The sequence below is a fragment of the Sinomonas sp. ASV486 genome, assembly GCF_030908215.1.
Lineage (GTDB): Bacteria > Actinomycetota > Actinomycetes > Actinomycetales > Micrococcaceae > Sinomonas > Sinomonas puerhi.
Genome location: NZ_JAVFJK010000006.1, coordinates 191198 through 209726 on the forward strand (window position 1 = coordinate 191198; position 18529 = coordinate 209726).

14 protein-coding genes are annotated in these 18529 nt (G+C 69.6%); 9 read left to right on the plus strand and 5 right to left on the minus strand.

Going from position 1 to position 18529, the window contains the following annotated elements; genetic code table 11:
* Position 1: 1 nt before the first annotated feature.
* Positions 2-790: a fused MFS/spermidine synthase gene (locus RBS60_RS10695; RefSeq protein WP_307957533.1), complete on the minus strand. Its 789-nt coding sequence runs from the start codon at positions 788-790 to the stop codon at positions 2-4.
* Positions 787-2013, minus strand: a complete 1227-nt coding sequence (locus RBS60_RS10700; RefSeq protein WP_307957534.1) for an aminotransferase class I/II-fold pyridoxal phosphate-dependent enzyme — start codon at positions 2011-2013, stop codon at positions 787-789. Before RBS60_RS10700 ends, RBS60_RS10695 begins: the two co-directional genes overlap by 4 nt.
* A gap of 91 nt (positions 2014-2104) precedes the next feature.
* Between RBS60_RS10700 and coaD the strand changes: the two genes are divergently transcribed.
* The 6 genes from coaD (at position 2105) to smc (ending at position 8956) form a co-directional block, all read left to right on the plus strand.
* The gene (gene coaD / locus RBS60_RS10705; protein ID WP_307957535.1) at positions 2105-2587 is read left to right on the plus strand and encodes a pantetheine-phosphate adenylyltransferase; all 483 of its coding nucleotides are present in this window, start codon (positions 2105-2107) and stop codon (positions 2585-2587) included.
* 182 nt (positions 2588-2769) lie between these two features.
* Entirely contained in the window at positions 2770-3300 is a 531-nt protein-coding gene (locus RBS60_RS10710; RefSeq protein ID WP_307957642.1) for a YceD family protein, read from the plus strand.
* Between the two features lie 30 nt (positions 3301-3330).
* The gene (rpmF, locus tag RBS60_RS10715; RefSeq protein ID WP_066498296.1) at positions 3331-3534 is read left to right on the plus strand and encodes a 50S ribosomal protein L32; all 204 of its coding nucleotides are present in this window, start codon (positions 3331-3333) and stop codon (positions 3532-3534) included.
* Positions 3535-3550: 16 nt separating this feature from the next.
* Entirely contained in the window at positions 3551-4252 is a 702-nt protein-coding gene (rnc, locus tag RBS60_RS10720; RefSeq protein ID WP_307957536.1) for a ribonuclease III, read from the plus strand.
* Positions 4253-4254: 2 nt separating this feature from the next.
* On the plus strand, positions 4255-5214 hold the full coding sequence (mutM, locus tag RBS60_RS10725; protein ID WP_307957537.1) for a bifunctional DNA-formamidopyrimidine glycosylase/DNA-(apurinic or apyrimidinic site) lyase: 960 nt from the start codon (positions 4255-4257) through the stop codon (positions 5212-5214).
* Positions 5215-5293: 79 nt separating this feature from the next.
* Positions 5294-8956 carry a chromosome segregation protein SMC gene (smc, locus tag RBS60_RS10730; protein WP_307957538.1) on the plus strand — a complete coding sequence of 1221 codons (3663 nt, stop codon included), beginning with the start codon at positions 5294-5296 and terminating at the stop codon, positions 8954-8956.
* 15 nt (positions 8957-8971) lie between these two features.
* Here the strand turns inward: smc and RBS60_RS10735 are convergent, their stop codons facing one another.
* Both RBS60_RS10735 and RBS60_RS10740 read right to left on the minus strand, forming a co-directional pair.
* Positions 8972-9841, minus strand: a complete 870-nt coding sequence (locus RBS60_RS10735; RefSeq protein WP_307957539.1) for an enoyl-CoA hydratase/isomerase family protein — start codon at positions 9839-9841, stop codon at positions 8972-8974.
* The gene (locus tag RBS60_RS10740; RefSeq protein ID WP_307957540.1) at positions 9838-11094 is read right to left on the minus strand and encodes a CoA transferase; all 1257 of its coding nucleotides are present in this window, start codon (positions 11092-11094) and stop codon (positions 9838-9840) included. Before RBS60_RS10740 ends, RBS60_RS10735 begins: the two co-directional genes overlap by 4 nt.
* Before the next feature lie 163 nt (positions 11095-11257).
* Here RBS60_RS10740 and RBS60_RS10745 point away from each other — a divergent pair, with 163 nt between their 5' ends.
* Positions 11258-12196 (plus strand): LysR family transcriptional regulator, encoded by a 939-nt coding sequence (locus RBS60_RS10745; RefSeq protein ID WP_307957541.1) that lies wholly within the window; start codon positions 11258-11260, stop codon positions 12194-12196.
* Positions 12197-12254: 58 nt separating this feature from the next.
* On the opposite strand, the gene RBS60_RS10750 is transcribed toward RBS60_RS10745, so the two are convergent.
* The gene (locus RBS60_RS10750; RefSeq protein WP_307957542.1) at positions 12255-13646 is read right to left on the minus strand and encodes an MFS transporter; all 1392 of its coding nucleotides are present in this window, start codon (positions 13644-13646) and stop codon (positions 12255-12257) included.
* 152 nt (positions 13647-13798) lie between these two features.
* Here RBS60_RS10750 and ftsY point away from each other — a divergent pair, with 152 nt between their 5' ends.
* Both ftsY and RBS60_RS10760 read left to right on the plus strand, forming a co-directional pair.
* On the plus strand, positions 13799-15022 hold the full coding sequence (gene ftsY / locus RBS60_RS10755) for a signal recognition particle-docking protein FtsY (RefSeq protein ID WP_307957543.1): 1224 nt from the start codon (positions 13799-13801) through the stop codon (positions 15020-15022).
* Between the two features lie 116 nt (positions 15023-15138).
* Positions 15139-18510, plus strand: coding sequence for a fibronectin type III domain-containing protein (locus RBS60_RS10760; RefSeq protein WP_307957544.1), 3372 nt, complete (start codon positions 15139-15141; stop codon positions 18508-18510).
* Positions 18511-18529 lie beyond the last annotated feature (19 nt).

Below are 18529 nucleotides of genomic sequence, written 5' to 3' on the forward strand. Positions count from 1 at the left end.
GTCATCCCGCGAGCGGATCGAGGTCGACGCCGCGCGCGAGCCGTGTCGGGTGGGGTCCGGCTGCGGGCAGGGCTGCCGTCCACTCCTCGGGCCAAGGTGCCCGGAGCCCGATCGCCACGATGTTCCCCGGGAACCGCGCCGTGAACATGTCCGGCTCGGCCAGCACTGCGACCTCGTCGAAGGCGGAGCGCATTGCGCGCAGCTGCGAGCGCACCAGAGTGAGCGGCGGATCGTCGCCGATGTTCACGAGGAGGGCACCGCGGGGCGAGAGGAGCCCCGCCGCTTCCCGATAGAAGTCCGGGTGCGCGATGTGCCCCGGTGCCTCCGGACCGGAGAAGATGTCCAACACGATCACTTCGAACGGCCCCTGCTCGGCGACGGCGGGGAGTTCCCAGCGGGCATCGCCGAGGTGAAGCGTCAGATCCGTTCCGGGCGCGAGAGGCAGCTGCTCGAGCACGAAGTCGAGGAGCTCGCGTTCGAGCTCGACGGCGGCCTGGACAGATCCGGGCCGGGTCGCCGCGATGTACCGCGCGAGAGTCAGCGCGCCGGCGCCGAGATGGAGCGCGCGGATGGGCGAGCCGGCAGAGGCGATGAGGTCGACGACGTTGGCGACACGGCGCAGGTACGCATAGAACACGTGGGCCGGATCGGCCAGGTCCACGTGGGACTGCTCGGCGCCGGCGATCGAGAGGACGTACGCCCCGGGAACGTGCACATCGGGCTCGACACTCGCGTGGGCCCCGATGCCGCGGAGGTACCGGGTGGTCCGCGCGCGGTCGTGCGCGCTCACACGAGGTCCGCGAGACGTGCGAGCCGGTTGGCGGCTTCGGCCAGAAGAGGCTCCTTCTTGCAGAACGCGAAGCGCAGGAGCGAACGCGTCCGTCGGGCGCCGTCGGCATGGCAGAAGACGGAGACGGGGATACCCGCGACCCCGACGAGCTCGGGAAGCCGCCGAGCGAGGTCCGCGGCGTCGTCGAACCCGAGGGCCCTGGTGTCCGCTGTGATGAAGTAGGTGCCAGCGGGCGAGAACACCTCGAACCCGGCAGCGCGCAGGCCGTCCGAGAGGAGGTCCCGCTTTGCCTTGAGGGTGCTCGCAATGCCGCGGAAGAACTCGTCGGGGTAGCCGAGGCCGAGCGCCACCGCCTCCTGGAAGGGCGTGCCCGAGCTGTAGGTGAGGAACTGCTTGATGGTGCGGACGCGGCCCACGAGCTCCTCGGGGCCGGTGACCCACCCGATCTTCCAGCCCGTGAAGGAGAACGTCTTCCCCGCTGAGGAGATCGTCAGCGTGCGCGCGGCCGCACCCGGCAACGAGGCGACGGGAAGATGCGGTTCGCCGAACACGAGGTGCTCGTAGACTTCGTCGGTGACGACGACCGCGTCGTGCGCCGCGGCGAGCTCGACGATCCGGGACAGCACCTCCCGGCCGAACACCGCGCCCGTGGGGTTGTGCGGGTTGTTGACGACGACGAGGCGCGTCTTCGCGCTGAACGCCGCCTCGAGTTCGACGAGATCGGGCTGGAACGTCGGTGCATGCAGGGGCACCGTGACGTGCTCCGCTCCCGCTAGCCCGATCATGGCGCCGTAGGAGTCGTAGAACGGCTCGAACGAGATGACCTCGTCGCCGGGTCCCGCGAGCGCGAGGACGGCCGCGGCGATCCCCTCCGTGGCACCGGTGGTCACGATGACCTCGCGCCACGGGTCGACTTCGAGGCCGTAGAAGCGCTTCTGGTGGGCGGCGATGGCCTCCCTCAGGCGCGGGATGCCCTGACCCGGGGCGTACTGGTTCGCGCCGGCCAGGATCGCGGCGCGCGCGGCCTCCGCCATCTCGGCGGGGCCGTCCTCGTCGGGGAACCCCTGGCCGAGGTTGATCGCCCCATGCTTGACGGCGAGCGAGGTCATCTCCTCGAAGATCGTCAGGCCCAGCTTGCCGTCCGCGCCGAGGAGGTTCGCCCCGGCTGCCGTGCGCTGCCACGCGGATCCCCGCGGCCCGCGCCGCTGTGCATCAGGTGTCATCCCGCCATGCTATCGGCGCCCCGCGGCACGGCGCAGCGGCGCGGCACAGCAGCGCCGCATCGTGACATGCGCCATGCAGTATCTTGGCCGTATGCGACGCGCGGTATGCCCCGGCTCCTTCGATCCCATCCACAATGGGCATCTCGAGGTGATCGCGCGGGCCGCGAACCTCTTCGACGAGGTCATCGTGGCCGTGTCGACGAACTATGCCAAGAAGTACCGGTTCGACCTCGAGGAGCGGCTCACCATGGCCCGGCGCACGCTAGGAGCCATCAGCGGGATCCTCGTCGAGCCGATGGGGGACGGGCTGCTCGCGGAGTACTGCCGGGAGCGCGGGGCCAGCGCGATCGTCAAGGGGCTCCGGTCGTCGTCGGACTTCGACTACGAGCTGCCGATGGCGATCATGAACCGTCAGCTCACGGGCGTCGAGACGGTGTTCCTCGCCGCCGAGTCGCACTACGTCCACCTGTCCTCGACGCTTGTCAAAGAGGTCCACGACCTCGGAGGCGACGTCTCGGAGTACGTCCCGCGCTCGGTCTTCGTCCGGCTAGCCGAGACACGCCCCGAACGCTGACCTCGGAGCGTTGGGCACCGCGAACGGGTAGAATGGCCGGGCGCCGCCAGCAGGCCGCTGTCGGGTGAACGCTGTCCGCCGTGGCTGTGTGCCCGGTTTGGGGCCTGCCGCCGCAGAGGCTAGGATAGTGTGTCGGTCTATGTTCTACAGGAGTTCTCATTAAGCGCGAAGCACGTTCGCCTCTGGCGTTCGATGTCAAGGACCTCGGGCGCAGCCCGGGGACAATGCGGACCCTGACGGAGCATGTACCCGCACCGGGTGGCCTCGGTGTAGCACTCATCGGCGTCAGCGAAGGGTCCCCTGTGGATCTGGACCTGAGGTTCGAGTCGGTGCACGAGGGGATCCTGGTCTCGGGAACGGCGCACGTCACTGTGACGGGCGAATGCGGCCGCTGCCTGGATCCCATCGAGTACGGACTCGATGCCGAGGTGCAAGAGCTTTTCTTCTTCGAGGGCCTCGGGTCCCCGAATGGAGAAGATGATGAAGAGCAACGTCGAGTCGAGCACGATTCCATCGATCTTGAGCCGGTGTTGCGGGACGCAGTGGTACCGCTGCTGCCGTTCCAGCCGGTGTGCCGGGAAGACTGCGAAGGCCTGTGCTCCGAATGCGGAGTTCGCCTCGCGGACGAGCCGGGGCACCACCATGAGGTCGTCGACCCCCGGTGGGCCGCCTTGGCGGATCTGGCGAAGCCAGACCGGCACGACGATGAGTAAGTGTTGGCACTTTAGAGAAATGAGTTAGCCGTGGCTGTTCCCAAGCGGAAGATGTCTCGCTCGAATACCCGCGCCCGTCGCTCCCAGTGGAAGGCCTCGGTTCCGACCCTGGTCAAGACCGTCGAGAACGGCCGCGTGACGTACAGCCTCCCGCACCAGGCGAAGGTCGTCACCGACTCCGCCGGTACCGAGCTGTTCCTCGAGTACAAGGGCCGCAAGGTCGCCGACGTCTGAGTCGGTCGATTCTCGAATGGTCCCTCAGGACGAGCTTCTGGAGCGTCGCGGCGGCGACCTCGACGCCGCGACGCGCCGGCTTGCCCTGACCCATCGTTCCTACGCCTACGAGAACGGCGGCATACCGACCAACGAGCGGCTCGAGTTCCTAGGTGACTCGGTCCTCGGCTTCTCGGTGACAGAACTGCTGTACCGGGAGTACCCCGGCCTCGCCGAAGGCGATCTCGCGAAGCGGCGCGCCGCCGTCGTGAGCACCCGTGCCCTCGCCGGGATTGCCCGCCGCCTCGGCGTGGGCGACTTCATCTTCCTCGGCCAGGGCGAGAAGGTGACGGGCGGCAAGAACAAGTCGTCCATCCTCGCGGACACGATGGAGGCGCTCATCGGCGCCACCTACATCTCCAGCGGGCTCGAAGCCGCCCGGCAGTTCGTCGTCGGCCTGGTCAAGCCTCTCCTCGCCGATGCAGCCGTGCTCGGCGCGGGCACCGACTGGAAGACCCACATCCAGGAGCTGGCCGCGAACCGACAGCTCGGCACCATCCACTATGCCGTGGTAGGCGAAGGCCCCGACCATGCCCGCACCTATACGGCCACGCTGCTCATCGGCGGAACGGCGTACGGCACCGGGACCGGCAACTCCAAGAAGGAAGCCGAGCAGCAGTCCGCGGCGAACGCGTGGAAGGTCCTCGGGCCTGACGCGACGCTCGCAGCCACTGAGTAGAGATGCCCGAGCTGCCCGAAGTCGAGGTCGTCCGCCGAGGCCTCGCATCGTGGGTCGCCGGCCGGCGCATTGAGCGTGCCGACGTCGTGGATCCCCGCTCGGTACGGCGGCACCTGCTCGGACCCGAGGACTTCTCCGGGCAGCTCGAGGGCGCCCTCGTCCTGGATGCCGTTCGCCGCGGAAAGTACCTGTGGATGCCGCTCGCGGACCCGGACGACGACCGCGCCGACCCCGGCTACGCCCCGCACACGGCACTCCTCGCGCACCTCGGAATGAGCGGCCAGCTCTTGGTCGAAGACTCCTCCCAGCCGGACGAGAAGCACCTCAAGGTGCGGCTGCGGCTCAGCGATTCCCCGGACCTGCCGGCGGAACTGCGCTTCGTGGACCAGCGGATCTTCGGCGGGCTCGCGGTCGTGCCGCTCGCCCCGACGCACGACGGCGGCGCGGGGGGCCGCGCGGAGATTCCCTTCGCGCTCGTCCCGGCAGAGGTCGCGCACATCGGCCGTGATCCCCTGGACCCCCTCTTCAATCCGGATGCCTTCCACACGAGCCTGCGGGCCAGGCGCACCGGGATCAAGCGCGCGCTCCTGGACCAGACGCTCGTGTCCGGGATCGGCAACATCTATGCTGACGAAGCCCTGTGGGGCGCCCGACTCCATTACGCCCGGCCGACCGAGACGCTGCGCCGTCCGGAGACCGCGCGGCTCGTGTACGCCGTCCGTGATGTCATGGACCGCGCGCTGGCGGCCGGCGGCACGAGTTTCGACTCCCTGTACGTCAACGTCAACGGCGCCTCGGGGTACTTCTCGCGCTCGCTCGACGCCTACGGCCGTGTCGGGCTCCCATGCCGACGGTGCTCGCAGGAGGGGCGGCCAGGCGTCATTGTGCGGGAACCGTTCATGAACCGATCCTCCTATCGGTGCACCGTGTGCCAGCCGGTTCCGCGCAACGCTCGCTGGTAGCACCAGTTCTGTCGGCCCTCAATGGCACAATGAGGCCACACGACGGGCTACCCACAGAAATCAGGAGGCCAACAGACCTTTGCACCTCAAGACCCTGACGATCCGAGGCTTCAAGTCCTTCGCCTCTGCCACGACCTTCGAATTCGAACCTGGCGTGACGGCCGTTGTCGGCCCCAACGGTTCCGGGAAGTCGAACGTCGTGGATGCGCTCGCGTGGGTCATGGGGGAGCAGGGCGCCAAGACGCTGCGCGGCGGCAAGATGGAGGACGTCATCTTCGCCGGGACCGCGGGCCGCCCGCCCCTCGGCCGTGCGCACGTCTCGCTCACCATCGACAATGCCGACGGCGCGCTGCCCATTGAATACGCCGAGGTCACGATCTCGCGCACGCTCTTCCGCTCGGGCGGCTCCGAGTACGCGATCAACGGCAGCTCGTGCCGTCTCCTGGACATCCAGGAGCTCCTGTCCGATTCGGGCCTGGGCCGCGAGATGCACGTGATCGTCGGCCAGGGGCAGCTTGACCGCGTCCTCCACGCGACTCCCGAGGACCGGCGCGGGTTCATCGAGGAGGCCGCCGGAATCCTCAAGCACCGCCGGCGCAAGGAACGCACGGTCCGCAAGCTCGAGGCGATGCAGGCGAACCTTGCCCGGCTCGGCGATCTCACGGCCGAGCTCCGCCGGCAGCTGGGACCGCTCGGGCGGCAGGCACAGGTTGCACGCCGGGCCCAGACGATCCAAGCCGACGTCCGCGACGCCCGGGCGCGGCTTCTCGCGGACGACATCGCGGGCCTGCGCGCAGCCATGGAGAAAGAGGAGGCGGACCAGAGCGCCCTCGATGCCCGCCGCGCCGCCGCACAAGGGGAGCTGGATGCTGGCCGAAGGGCCCAAGCAGAGGTCGAGCGGTCCGCCGCCGCAGCGACGCCGCACGTGAATGCTGCACGCGAGACCTGGTACAGGCTGTCGCAGGGACGGGAACGGCTCCGCGCGCTTGCGGCGCTCGCCGAAGAGCGGCGCAGGCTCCTCGGATCCCCGGATCCGCCCTCCCGCGGCCGCGATCCGGAGGCACTTGAGCAGCAGGCCGGAGACCTCCGCCTCGAACTCGAGGCGGTCTCCGATGCCGTGGAGCTGCGTGTCGAGGCACTGACAGAGGCCGAGGAGAGCCGCCTCGCAGCGGAAGAGGCCGCCACAGCCGAGGACCGCCGGCACACCGCGCTGCTTCGGGCGCAGGCGGACCATCGGGAAGGGCTCGCTCGGCTCGCAGGGCAGGTTGCGGCTGCGCGGAGCCGCGTGGAGTCGGCCGAGGGTGAGATCGGCCGACTGCGCGAAACCCTCGCCGGCGCGGCGGGGCGAGAGCGAGCCGCCAAGAGCGACTACGTGGCCCTCGAGTCGCAGATCGCCGGCGTCGAGGCAGGGGAGGAGGACCTCGACACCGCCTACGAGCAGGCGGCGGCGGAGCTGGCGGCCGCCGAAGCCGAGCGGGAGGGCCTGCTCGAGCGCCGTCGCCGGGCCTCAGCTCGGAAGCAGGCGCTCGAGGCGCGCATCGAAGCATTGACCGCAGGGTTCAAGGATCGGGACGCCACGGGCACCGTGGCGGGCTCGGCCTCCGGTGTGCTCGGGAGGGTCGCAGACCTCGTGCGGGTCGCTGCGGGCTTCGAGGCCGCGGCGGCCGCCGTGCTCGGACCGTTTGCTGAGGGCCTCGCCTTGGTTGACGCTGAGGCCGCAGCGGAGGCACTGTCCGACCTCAAGACGGACGACGCCGGGCAGGCGGCACTGCTCGTTGGCGCACACGGGGCTGGTGCGCCCGCGTATCCGGAGGGGCAGATGAGGCGCCAGATCCATACCGGAGACGGCGAATCGGGCGCGAGATCCATACCCGAGACGGAGAAGTGGGTGAGGGTGGAACTGCCTGCGGGCGCACGGTGGCTCGCGGACGTCGTCGAACCCGATCCACGCATCGCCGGTGCGGTTGCCCACGTGCTGCGCGGCGCCGCCGTCGTGCGGACGCTCGGCGAGGCGATCGAGCTGACGTCCTCCTGTCCCGAGCTCACAGCCGCGACGCACGACGGCGATCTGGTCACCGCCGCGGGCCTGCGCGGGGGATCGCCGGGGGCGCCGTCGACGATCGAGCTGCAGGGGCTCGTCGACGCGGCCCGCGCCGAGCACGCGGCCGCCCAAGCGGAGAACGAGCGATGCGGGTTCGCTCTGGCGGGCGCGCAGGAGCGCGAGAATGAGGCCCGGGAGCGTGCGGACGCGGCGCTGGCAGCGCTCAACGACTCCGACGCGCGCTTCGCGGCCGTGGCCGAGAAGCTTGCGGCTCTTGGGCCGCAGCTGCGCAGCGCGTCGGCCGAAGAGCAGCGCCAGCGCGCCGCCCTCGACGCCGCGTGTGCGCAGCTCGAGGCCGAACAGGTGGCGCTCGAGGCCGTGGCCGAGCGGCTCGAGCTCGCCGAGGACGCCCCGGACGCCGAGGAACCTGACTCGGGTGACCGCGACCGGCTCCAGGCCCAGGCCGCCGGCGCGCGGGCGCGGGAGCTCGAGGCGCGGCTCGCCCTGCGCGCCGCGGAGGAACAGCACCGCTCGCTCGAGGGACGCGTGCAGTCCCTCGAGCGCGCAGCCCAGTCGGAGCGCCGGGCGGCTGAGGAGGCCCGCCGCCGGGCGGAGCAGCGCGCACGCGAGGCGGCTCGGGCGGCGTCGGTGGTCTCGGCGGCGAGGATCGGGCTGGCCCGCATGGACGAGGCCGTGGCCGCGGCCGATGCCGAGCGCGAGGAGGCCGAGGCGCGCCGGTCCGAGCTCGACGAGAGACTCGCTGTGCTGCGCCGCCGCAACGACGAGCTCGCCGGGGAACTCGGCCGCCTCAACGACGCGGCCCACCGGGATGATCTCGCCAGGGCCGAACAGCGGCTCCGGCTCGAGGCCCTCGCCGAGCGGGCCGTCGATGAACTCGGCCTTTCGGCCGACGATCTGGTGCGTGAGTTCGGCCCCGATCGCCCCGTTCCGGTCCCCGCCGAGGAAGGCGACGACAAGTGGGCCGCCCTGCGCGTCGCGGTCGACGACGACGGCCGTCCGCTCGAGGGCGGGATCACCTTTGTGCGGGCCGAGCAGGAGAAGCGGCTGCGGAAGGCGGAGCGGGACCTGGCCGCCCTCGGCAGGGTCAACCCGCTCGCCCTCGAGGAGTTCGCTGCCCTCGAGGAGCGGCATCGCTTCCTCGCTACCCAGCTCGAGGACCTGCAGAAGAGCCGCAAGGATCTGCTGCAGATCATCGCCGAGGTCGATGAGAGGGTCCAGAAGGTCTTCGCCGAGGCGTACACGGACACGGCCGTCCAGTTCGAGCGTGTGTTCGGCCGGCTCTTCCCGGGCGGGGAGGGGCGGCTGGTGCTGACAGATCCCGACGACCTCCTCACCACTGGCCTCGAGGTAGAGGCACGCCCGGCCGGAAAGAAGATCAAACGACTCTCCCTCCTCTCCGGCGGCGAGCGATCGCTCACGGCCGTCGCGTTGCTGGTGGCGATCTTCAAGGCCCGACCTTCGCCGTTCTACGTCATGGACGAGGTCGAGGCGGCCCTCGACGACACGAACCTGGGACGCCTCATCACGATCTTCGAGGAGCTGCGCGAATCGAGCCAGCTCATCGTCGTCACTCACCAGAAGCGCACCATGGAGGTCGCGGACGCGCTCTACGGCGTCTCTATGCGCGGCGACGGAGTCTCGACGGTGATCAGCCAGAAGCTCGAGCGCGTCGAGGCGTGAGCGAGTCGGGTCAGGCTAGATCTGGGCCGCGCTGCTCCATGGCCCTCGCCACGCGAACGCCGGCCGTTCCTTGGCCAGGAAGGCGCTGACGCCGATGGCCGCGTCGGGGCTGTGTGCCATCTCGCGCTGCCAGTAGGAGCTGAGCTCCGCGAGGCCGTGGGAGCCTGCCGCGATCTCGTCGATGAGCGACTTATGCGCCCAGGCTGAGAACTGCGAGCCATCCGCGAGCCGGTGTGCGAGTCCGTCGACCTCGTGTCGGAGTGTCGCCCGTGGCACGGTGGCGCTCAGGAGACCGGCACGCTGTGCTTCGGGCGCAGTGATGAGGTCGCCCGTGAGGAGAAGGCGCTTCGCAGTCGCCGGACCCACGAGCCGCACGAGGCGCGCGATTCCCGAGAACGGGTAGACGATGCCCAGTCGTGCGGGGGTAATGCCGATCATGGCGTCCTCAGTGGCGACGCGGAGGTCGCACGCACCCGCGAGTTCCCACCCGCCGCCGACGCAGTGGCCGTCAATCGCGGCGATGGTCGGCTTCCTGAAGCCTGCGAGGGCCTCTTCGGCGACAGTGAGGTCGCCGCCCTCGCTGGTCTCCGAGTCCCCGCGGAGGATGGCCTCGACCTCGCGGATGTCGGCACCTGCCGAGAACGTCCCGCCGGCCCCCTGAACGATGAGGACCTTGATGTCTGGATCGCGCTCAAGCCCTGCCAGGGCTGGCGCGAAGCTTTGCCACATGTGGCGCGAGAGAGCGTTGCGGCGCCCCGGATTGTCGATCACGAGCCGGGCGATCGGTCCCTCCCGCTCGATCCTGAGCCGCCCCGGGCCTTGGCCCTGCTCGCGGGCCGAAGGCGTGTTGACGGCGTCGATGTGCCTCAGGACTTCGGCCTTCATGCGACTGCCTGCTCTCGCCCGTCGGCTGTGAGGATGACGCCGGCGTCGATCAGCGCTGTCACGCGTCGCGGGGGGAGCCCGAGCTCCTCGAGGACATCCCTCGTATGTTCGCCGAGGGCCGGGGGAGCCTTCCGCACCGCGAGCGGCGAGCGGTCGAGCGAGAGCGGCCCGCGCAGGAGCGGAAGATGCGAGCCGTCCGCGCGACGGACCGACGTGACCATTGCGAGGTGCTTGACCTGCTCGTCGGCGAAGGCCTGGGCGTAGGTGTAGATGGGGCCGGTGGGGATCGAGGCTTCTCGCAGGACGGCGAGCCAATGGTTCCCAGGCTGTGCGCGGAGCTTCTCTTCGAGGGCGGCTGAGAGACTTGACCTGTTCTGGCTCCGCAGCGCCCCGGTGCAATAGGCGGGATCGGAGGCGAGCTCGGGTGCCCCGACCAGGGAGCACAGCTGCTCCCACTGGCGTTCGGTCCCCACCGCCACGATGATCGGCAGGTCTGCCGTCTGGAAGACGCCATAAGGCGCGAGAACGGGGTGACTGTTGCCCTGGGGCTCGGGCACGGTGCCGGCGCTGAGGTAGGCCTGGCCTTGGAAGGCCGAGAGGGACAGGGCGGATTCCAGGAGGGACGTGGAGACCTCGCGCCCGCCGCACGAGCGTTCACGCCCGCAGAGCGCGGCAGCGACGCCGAGGGCGAGATAGATCCCGGAGACCATGTCGATGATGGGAACGCCCACGCGCAGGGGATGCTCAGCGTCCTCGCCCGTGACAGACATGAGCCCCGACATTCCCTGGGCCACCTGGTCGAGGCCTGCCGACTGGCTGAGCGGACCCGTCGCGCCGAATCCGCTCACCGACGCGATGATGATCACCGGCTTGGCCTGGCGGAGCGCGTCCGGGTCGAGTCCCATGCTGCTCAGGACGCCCGGCCGGAAGTTCTCGACGACCACGTCGGAGCTCATCGCAAGGTCCCAGAGGATCGTTCGGCCTTCGTCGGTGTAGAGGTCGACGGCGACCGACTGCTTGCTCCGGTTTGCAGAATCGAAGTAGAGGCTGTGCTCGCCTTCGAAGGGCGGCCACGAACGGCTTGAGTCGCCCCCTCGGGAGCTCTCGACCTTGATGATCTCGGCGCCGAGATCCCCGAGCAGCGCAGTCGCCCAAGGACCAGCAAGGGCGCGGCTGAGGTCGAGGATCCGAATGCCGTCCAGAGGCAGTGCCTTCCCGGCGTGGACCGAGTCTGGCCGTGGTGTGTGGTTCATCGTGAGGACTCCTTGGGATGCGGTGCTGCGTGCATCTGGCGCTGGGATCCCAGGGCGTCCAGCCCCGGGCCCTTCCACGATCACAGCCTTGATACAGTGCAGGCAAGAACAGATAGGGCAGAATGCATGTGCATGAGTGCACATCAATGGGCAGGGAGGGCCGATGGTCGATTTCAAGGGGCTGCCGAGTCCGGATGATCTGCTCATCCTCCTCACGGTGGCGCGGCTCGGGCGCTTCACGGCTGTCGCAGAGGCGCTCGAAACCACGCACACGACGGTTTCTCGGCGGGTCGCCGCGCTCGACAGGAGGCTCGGCGGGCGGACGCTCGCCCGGACACCCCATGGGTGGGAGCTGACCGAACTAGGACGGCGTGCGGTTGCAGCCGCTGAGGGCATCGAATCGAGCCTCGGCGACCTCTCCGCGAGCATGGCGAATAAGGACGAGTCCCTCACCGGCCACGTGAGGGTCGGCGCGTCGGATGCGTTCGGTGCGCTGATCGTGGCCCCAGCCCTCGCGCGGTTGCAGGAGGAGCATCGGCTCCTGCGCGTGGAGCTCGTGACGGCGACCAGGCGTCTGAGCCGGAACCGCTCGGGCTTCGATCTCGAGATCGTCCCGGGCACGGCGGAGGCGCCCCGCGTCCAGGCCGTCGTCGTGACAGACCACGTACGTCGGCTGTACGCAGGCAGGGGATACGTGCGCAGGCGCGGCATGCCGCACTCCCTTGAGGAGCTCACCGGCCACGCGTTCGTGGGGTACGCCGAATCGGCGCTCCAAGTCGCTGAACTCGCCTACGGCCGGCAGAGCATCACCGATGAGCCGGCTGCCTTCCAGGCGACGAGCATCTTCCCCCAGGCCGAGGCCGTCCGTGCGAACGCCGGAATCGGGCTTCTCCCCGAGTACGTGGTCCGGGGCCACAGCGACTTCGTGCCCGTGCTCCACCATGAGTTCGAGCGCCACGTCCGCTTCTGGGCGGCTGCACGATCGGAGTCGATGCGCTCGCCCGCCGTCCGTGCGGTGGTCTCGTACCTCCTTGAGGAGGCCCAGCGCCGCCGGCACCAGCTTCTTCCTCCTCCGAGGATCTGGGACGAGGAGGAGGCATAACCGCGTCGGCACGCAGCTGCGCGGCCGGGAGTGGTCCCGGCCGCGCAGCTGCGTGGGCTCAGCGGGCCTGTGCCCCGTCCAGAGGGGCCGCCTGCGCCTCCGCAGCGGGGGATGCACCATGCAGCGCGGCGTCCTGCACATCGAGCTCGCGGAGGTCGATGCCGCGTGTCTCCTTGAGTGCCAGCACCGCGACCGCCGTGACAGCGCACGAGCCGAGGAGATACAGGGCAATCGGTGTCGATGACTGGTAGGTGCCCAGCAGGGCCGTAGCGATGATCGGGGCCACCGATCCCGAGGCGATGGAGGTCACCTGTGACCCGATCGACAGCCCGGAGTAGCGCATCCTCGTGGGGAACATCTCGGCCATGATCGATGGCTGCCCGGAGTACATGAGCGCGTGGCACGCGAGTCCGAACAGGATCGCGCACAGGATGAGCACGTCGTTACCGCTGTCCATCATCGGGAAGGCGAGGAATCCCCACGTTGCGCCGGCGACCGCACCGAGGAAGTACGTTGGCTTGCGCCCCCACGTGTCCAAGAGCCGCCCCGCGGCCGGGACCATGAAGAAGTGGATCGCGTGCGCTACGAGGAGCAGGAGGAGGATGCGCGAGGTATCGACGTGGACGATGATCTTCAGGTATGTGATGGAGAAGGTCACGACGAGGTAGTAGATGACGTTCTCTGCGAAGCGGATGCCCATCGCGGTGAGGATCCGTCGGGGATAGCGCCGCACGACCTCGAGCACGCCCGAGCGTTCGGCCGACTCGTCGTCGTGCGCCGACTCGAGGAAGATCGGTGCGTCGCTCACCTTGGTCCGGATGTAGTAGCCGATCACCACGATGACCGCGGAGAGCCAGAAGCCGATGCGCCATCCCCAGCCCAGGAAGGACTCCGGGCTGAGGGTCGCCGAGAGGACGAGGAGAACCGCGGTCGCAAGCAGGTTGCCCAGCGGCACCCCCGCCTGCGGCCAGGAAGCCCAGAAGCCGCGTGAGCGGTTGGGACTGTGCTCGGCGACGAGGAGGGCCGCTCCGCCCCACTCGCCTCCCACCGCGAACCCCTGCAGGAACCGCAGGGCCACGAGGGTGATCGGCGCCCCATAGCCCCACAGTGCAAATCCGGGAAGGCAGCCCATGAGGAAGGTGGCGGTGCCGACGAGCACGATGCTGAGCTGGAGGAGCTTCTTCCGGCCGAACCTGTCACCGAAGTGCCCGAACACAAGGCCCCCGACGGGCCTGGCCACGAAACCGACCGCATAGGTCAGGAACGCGTCCATGATCCCGTCGAGTTCGGAGTGGGCGTTGGGGAAGAAGAGCTTCCCGAAGACGAGGTTGGCCGCCGTCGCATAGAGGAAGAACTCGTACCACTCCACGACGGTCCCGGCCATGGATGCGCCGACGACGCTCCTCAGCCCTTTCGCCACTGATTCACCGGTGCCGTGCTGCACGCTCATGGATGTCTCCCTTTGACTGCCGATTCCCTGATGTGATCTCCGCCACGCCAGACGTCCCGAGTATGTCAACGGCAAATGTGCAGAACAATGATGGTTATCGCAGACCTGATGAACGCTCATGCACATCGCCGCCCTGTGAGAAGCTAGGGGGCGTGACAGACCTCTCCGCCCTGCTGCCCATCATCATCATCGTCGGGATCGTGGTCCTGATCGTTGCCGGGATCGTCATCGGCCTCGTGAGCGGACGCCGGAAGAAGATCACCTACACCGGCCCGCGCGACGCGAACGACCAGACCGTCGCCCCGGCGCCCCCGCGCGGCGCCGTCGACGGCGAACCCGCGCCGGGAGCCGGCGTCGGAACGCTCCCGGCCCCGGCGGAGCCGGAGGCTGGCGCGCCCGAGGAGGACGTCCTTGACGAGGCGGTCGCCGAGCGCGTTCCGACCGAGACCCCCGCGCCTGTCGCGGGTCGGCTCCAGCGCCTGCGCGAACGGCTCGTCAAGAGCAACAGCCTGTTCGGCAAGGGGCTGCTCGCCCTCCTTTCGAGCGACACCATCGACGAGAACGTGTGGGACGAGGTCGAGGAGACCCTCCTGCTCGCAGACATCGGCACCGAGCCGAGCCTCGAGCTCGTCGGCACGCTGCGCGACCGCGTGAAGGTCATGGGTACCCGCAGCCCTGAGGACGTCAAGACGATGCTTCGCGAGGAGCTCGTCAAGCTGGTCGATCCGGGCATGGACCGCGAGCTCAGGATCTCGCGCGTGGACGGCAAGCCCGCCGTGGTCCTCGTGGTCGGTGTGAACGGCGTCGGCAAGACGACGACGGTGGGCAAGCTGGCCCGCGTCCTCGTCGCGGAGGACAAGGATGTGCTCCTCGGCGCGGCCGACACGTTCCGCGCCGCCGCAGCGCAGCAGCTCGCCACGTGGGGCGCGCGCGTCGGCGTGCCGACCGTGAAGTCCGACGTCGACGGCGCCGATCCGGCCTCGGTGGCCTTCGAGGCGGTCAAGGCGGGCATCGAGCAGGAGGTCGACGTGGTCATGATCGACACCGCTGGGCGGCTGCAGAACAAGGTCGGGCTCATGGACGAGCTCGGCAAAGTCAAGCGCGTCATCGAGAAGCAGGCCGAGGTCGACGAGGTCCTCCTCGTCCTCGACGCGACCACCGGCCAGAACGGCCTCACGCAGGCCAAGGTCTTCGGTGAAGTCGTTGACATCACGGGCATCGTCCTGACCAAGCTCGACGGCACCGCGAAGGGCGGCATCGTCGTCGCCATCCAGAAGCAGCTCGGTGTCCCCGTCAAGCTCGTGGGTCTTGGCGAGGGCCCCGACGACCTCGCGCCCTTCGACCCCGAGGCGTTCGTCGACGCGATCCTCGCCTGAGGCGGCGTAGCGGGCGGCGTAGCGCACGCCGCGGGACCTTGACACGGGTGTTCGGCACGGAGCACCGTATTGGGGCGGGGCGCGTTCCATTCCTGGCCTGAGCACTAGGAGGAGCGATGCTCTTCGCCCGCCGAACGTCCGTCCTCGCCGCCGCGACCGCGGCCCTCATCGCATCGTTCGGCCTGGTGGCTGTCCCGGCGCACGCCGCCTCGGCGCCCGCCTTTGTGCAGCAGGGGTCCGCCCACAAGGGTGGGGCCGCCTCCCTGGCCGTCACCCCTGCCTCGGCTGTCACAGCGGGGAACCGCCTCATCGTCGAGGTGGGGATCTGGAACTCCTCTTCGGCGACCGCCGCCAGCGTCACAGACACGGCCGGAAACACCTACACCGAGCTCATCCACTTCGCAGCATCCGAGCACACCGAGCTGAGCGTGTGGAGCGCGCCCATCACAGCGGGCGGCGGGACCAAGCCGACGGTTACGGTCAAGCCGACGTCCACGGCCGATGTCGGCCTCGCCGTCCTCGAGTACTCAGGACTCTCGACGGCGGCCGGGGTCGCCGCGATGGATGTGCACGCCCAGACGTCGGGGACGACGTCGGGGGCCGGCGCGGTCGCGTCCGGGCCCACCCCCGCCACGTCCGGAGACGGCGAACTCGCAGTGGGCTTCTACGCGGATTCGGGCTTCGGGGCAACCCTCGGGGGAGGCTCCGGGTTCACGCTCCGGACGGCCATCTCCAATGCTTCCGACATGGAGCTCGCCGTCGAGGATGCCGCCGTGGGCGCGGGCGTCGCTGAGAACGCGGCATTCACGACCGCGGCGAACACCACGTGGCTCGCGGCCACGATTGTGTTCCGGCCTGCCAGCGCAGCGAACCCCACCGCCCCGGCCGCACCGACCGGCGTAGCAGCGACTGCCGGCAACGCCGCGGCCACGGTGTCCTGGACCGCGCCCCCTGACGGCGGCTCGCAGATCTCCTCCTACACGGTCACGCCCCTTGCCGGCGGCGCGGCGCAGACTCCCACAACGGTGAGCGGCGCCCCGCCGGCCACCTCGGTCCAGGTCGCGGGCCTCGCGAACGGCACGTCCTACACGTTCACGGTCACCGCCACGAACGCAGTCGGCACCGGGCCCGCATCGGCACCTTCGAACGCGGTCATCCCGAGCACCACTACGAACGGCCAGTGGAGCGCCCTGGCGACCTGGCCGGTCGTCGCCGTCCACTCCGTAGTCCTCGATTCCGGCAAGCTCCTCGTGTGGGACGGCTGGGAGACACCCGAGCCGACGTCGGTCTACGACCCCGCGGCGAAGACGTTCACCACCGTGACCGCGCCCTCGAGCATTTTCTGCTCGGGCAACGCGAAACTCCCGGACGGGAGGGTGCTCGTGGCGGGCGGCTACGGCGTCACGACGACCGGCAATCTCGGATTGACGGACGCGAGCGTGTTCGACCCAGCGGGCCAGACCTGGAACCGGGTGGCCAGCATGAACTCGCCGCGGTGGTATCCGGACCTCGTCGAGCTCCCCGATGGAAGGTTCGTGGCGATCAGCGGGAATTCTTCCAGTGCCTCGGCATGGGCGGACACCCCGGAGGTCTATGACCCTGCGGCGAACACGTGGACCTCCCTGTCCAAGATCAGCACCCCTCAGATCCACGAGGAGGAGTACCCCTTCTCCTTCCTTGCGCCCAACGGCAAGGTCTTCACAATCGGCCCGGCTGAGGACGTGTCCTACTGGCTTGACGCCTCCGCCCAGACCTGGACCCCGGTCGGGGCGAGCGGGATCACGAATGGGTCTGCGGTCATGTACCGGCCCGGCAGGATCCTCTACACGGGCGGCGCCCAGAGCGTGATCACGACGACACCGGCCCGCGCCGGGGCGGCAACAATCGACCTGACATCGGCGTCACCCGCCTGGACGCCGATCGCACCGACGCACTATCCCCGCGTCTACCACACCCTCGTGACGCTTGCCGACGGCCGGGTGCTCGCCGTGGGCGGTGCGCCGAGCTCTGACCAGACCCAGGTGACGACTGGCGTCCTGCCTGCGGAGATCTGGGACCCGGCCACGGGCGCGTGGAGCGTCATCGGCTCGCTCGCCGCCGCCCGCACCTACCATTCGACTGCAGTGCTGCAGCCCGACGGGAGCGTCCTCGTGGCCGGGGGCGGGCACGAGGACTCCCTCAGCAATCCGGGACAGTACAGCGCCCAGGTGTACTCGCCGTCGTACCTGCAATCCGGGGCGAGACCGGCGATCAGCCAGACGCCGGCCGCCGCCTACTACGGGACCACCTTCAGTGTGGGCACTCAGGACGCGGCATCGATCTCGGCCGTCAACCTCGTCTCGTTCGGCGCGGACACCCACCAGGCGGACATGGACCAGCACTTTGTGCCCCTGACCTTCACGGCCGGGCCCGGGGCGCTGAGCGTCCAAGCGCCGGCGAACGGAGGAATGACGCCGCCGGGGGACTACATGCTGTTCATCGTCAACAGCAGCGGGGTGCCGTCCATGGCGGCGACCGTGCACATCGGACCGCAGCCCTCAGTCCCCGCGGCGCCCATGGCTGTTCAGGCCACGGCCGGCAATGCGTCGGCCATCGCCGGCTGGACCGCTCCTGACAATGGCGGATCCCCCATCACGTCCTACACCGTCACCCCGTGGACCGCCGGATCGCCCCTGGCTCCAACCACGGTGACGGGCAGCCCGGTCCCGACCACCGCTAACGTGACCGGATTGACCAACGGAACAGCGTATACGTTCACGGTCACGGCGGCCAACGCGGCTGGCACGTCTGCGGCATCGGCGCCCTCGAACAGCGTCACGCCGTCCGTGGCCGTCGTGCCCGCGTTCGTCCAGCAGGCCTCCACCCACGTCGCCAACGTCCCGTCGGCGACAGTGTCCACCGGCCAGCCGGTGCGCTCCGGCGACAGGCTCGTCGTCGAGGTCGGGGTCTGGGGCCCGGGGTCGCCGACGGCGAGCGGGGTGACGGACTCGGCCGGCAACACCTACACCGAACTGACGCATTTCACGGCCTCGGATCACACCGAGCTGAGCGTCTGGAGTGCCCCGATCACGGGCGGCGGAGCGTCACCGGTGAGCGTCACGGCGTCGACGACGGCGCCTGCGGACGTCGGAGTCGGCGTGCTCGAGTACGCCGGGCTCTCCACGGCCGCCGGCTCTGGAGCGCTCGACGTCCAGGCCCACGCGACCGGGACCACGGGGAGCTCCGGCGGGTCCGTCGCCTCCGGCGCCACCACAGCCGTCTCCGGTGCGAATGAGCTCGCGATCGGGTTCTACGCCGACTCCGGGTTCGGTGACGCTCTGGGCCCGGGCGTCGGCTTCACCCAGCGGGTTAACGTCTCGTCCACCCAAGACATGGAGTTCGTGGTCGAGGACCAGCTCCCGGCCGCCGGGGCAACCCCGTCGGCTGCGTTCACAACCGGAGCGCGCACCACGTGGCTCGCTGCGGCCGTGGTGCTCAGACACGGCTGATCCGGCCCTGACCGCCTCG

Excerpts from the sequence above, each read along its gene's own strand:
- RBS60_RS10700 (WP_307957534.1), bottom strand. The coding sequence starts at position 2,013 with ATGACACCTGATGCACAGCGGCGCGGGCCGCGGGGATCCGCGTGGCAG.
- coaD (WP_307957535.1), top strand. The coding sequence starts at position 2,105 with ATGCGACGCGCGGTATGCCCCGGCTCCTTCGATCCCATCCACAATGGG.
- rnc (WP_307957536.1), top strand. The coding sequence starts at position 3,551 with ATGGTCCCTCAGGACGAGCTTCTGGAGCGTCGCGGCGGCGACCTCGAC.
- mutM (WP_307957537.1), top strand. The coding sequence starts at position 4,255 with ATGCCCGAGCTGCCCGAAGTCGAGGTCGTCCGCCGAGGCCTCGCATCG.
- RBS60_RS10735 (WP_307957539.1), bottom strand. The coding sequence starts at position 9,841 with ATGAAGGCCGAAGTCCTGAGGCACATCGACGCCGTCAACACGCCTTCG.
- RBS60_RS10740 (WP_307957540.1), bottom strand. The coding sequence starts at position 11,094 with ATGAACCACACACCACGGCCAGACTCGGTCCACGCCGGGAAGGCACTG.
- RBS60_RS10745 (WP_307957541.1), top strand. The coding sequence starts at position 11,258 with ATGGTCGATTTCAAGGGGCTGCCGAGTCCGGATGATCTGCTCATCCTC.
- RBS60_RS10750 (WP_307957542.1), bottom strand. The coding sequence starts at position 13,646 with ATGAGCGTGCAGCACGGCACCGGTGAATCAGTGGCGAAAGGGCTGAGG.
- RBS60_RS10760 (WP_307957544.1), top strand. The coding sequence starts at position 15,139 with ATGCTCTTCGCCCGCCGAACGTCCGTCCTCGCCGCCGCGACCGCGGCC.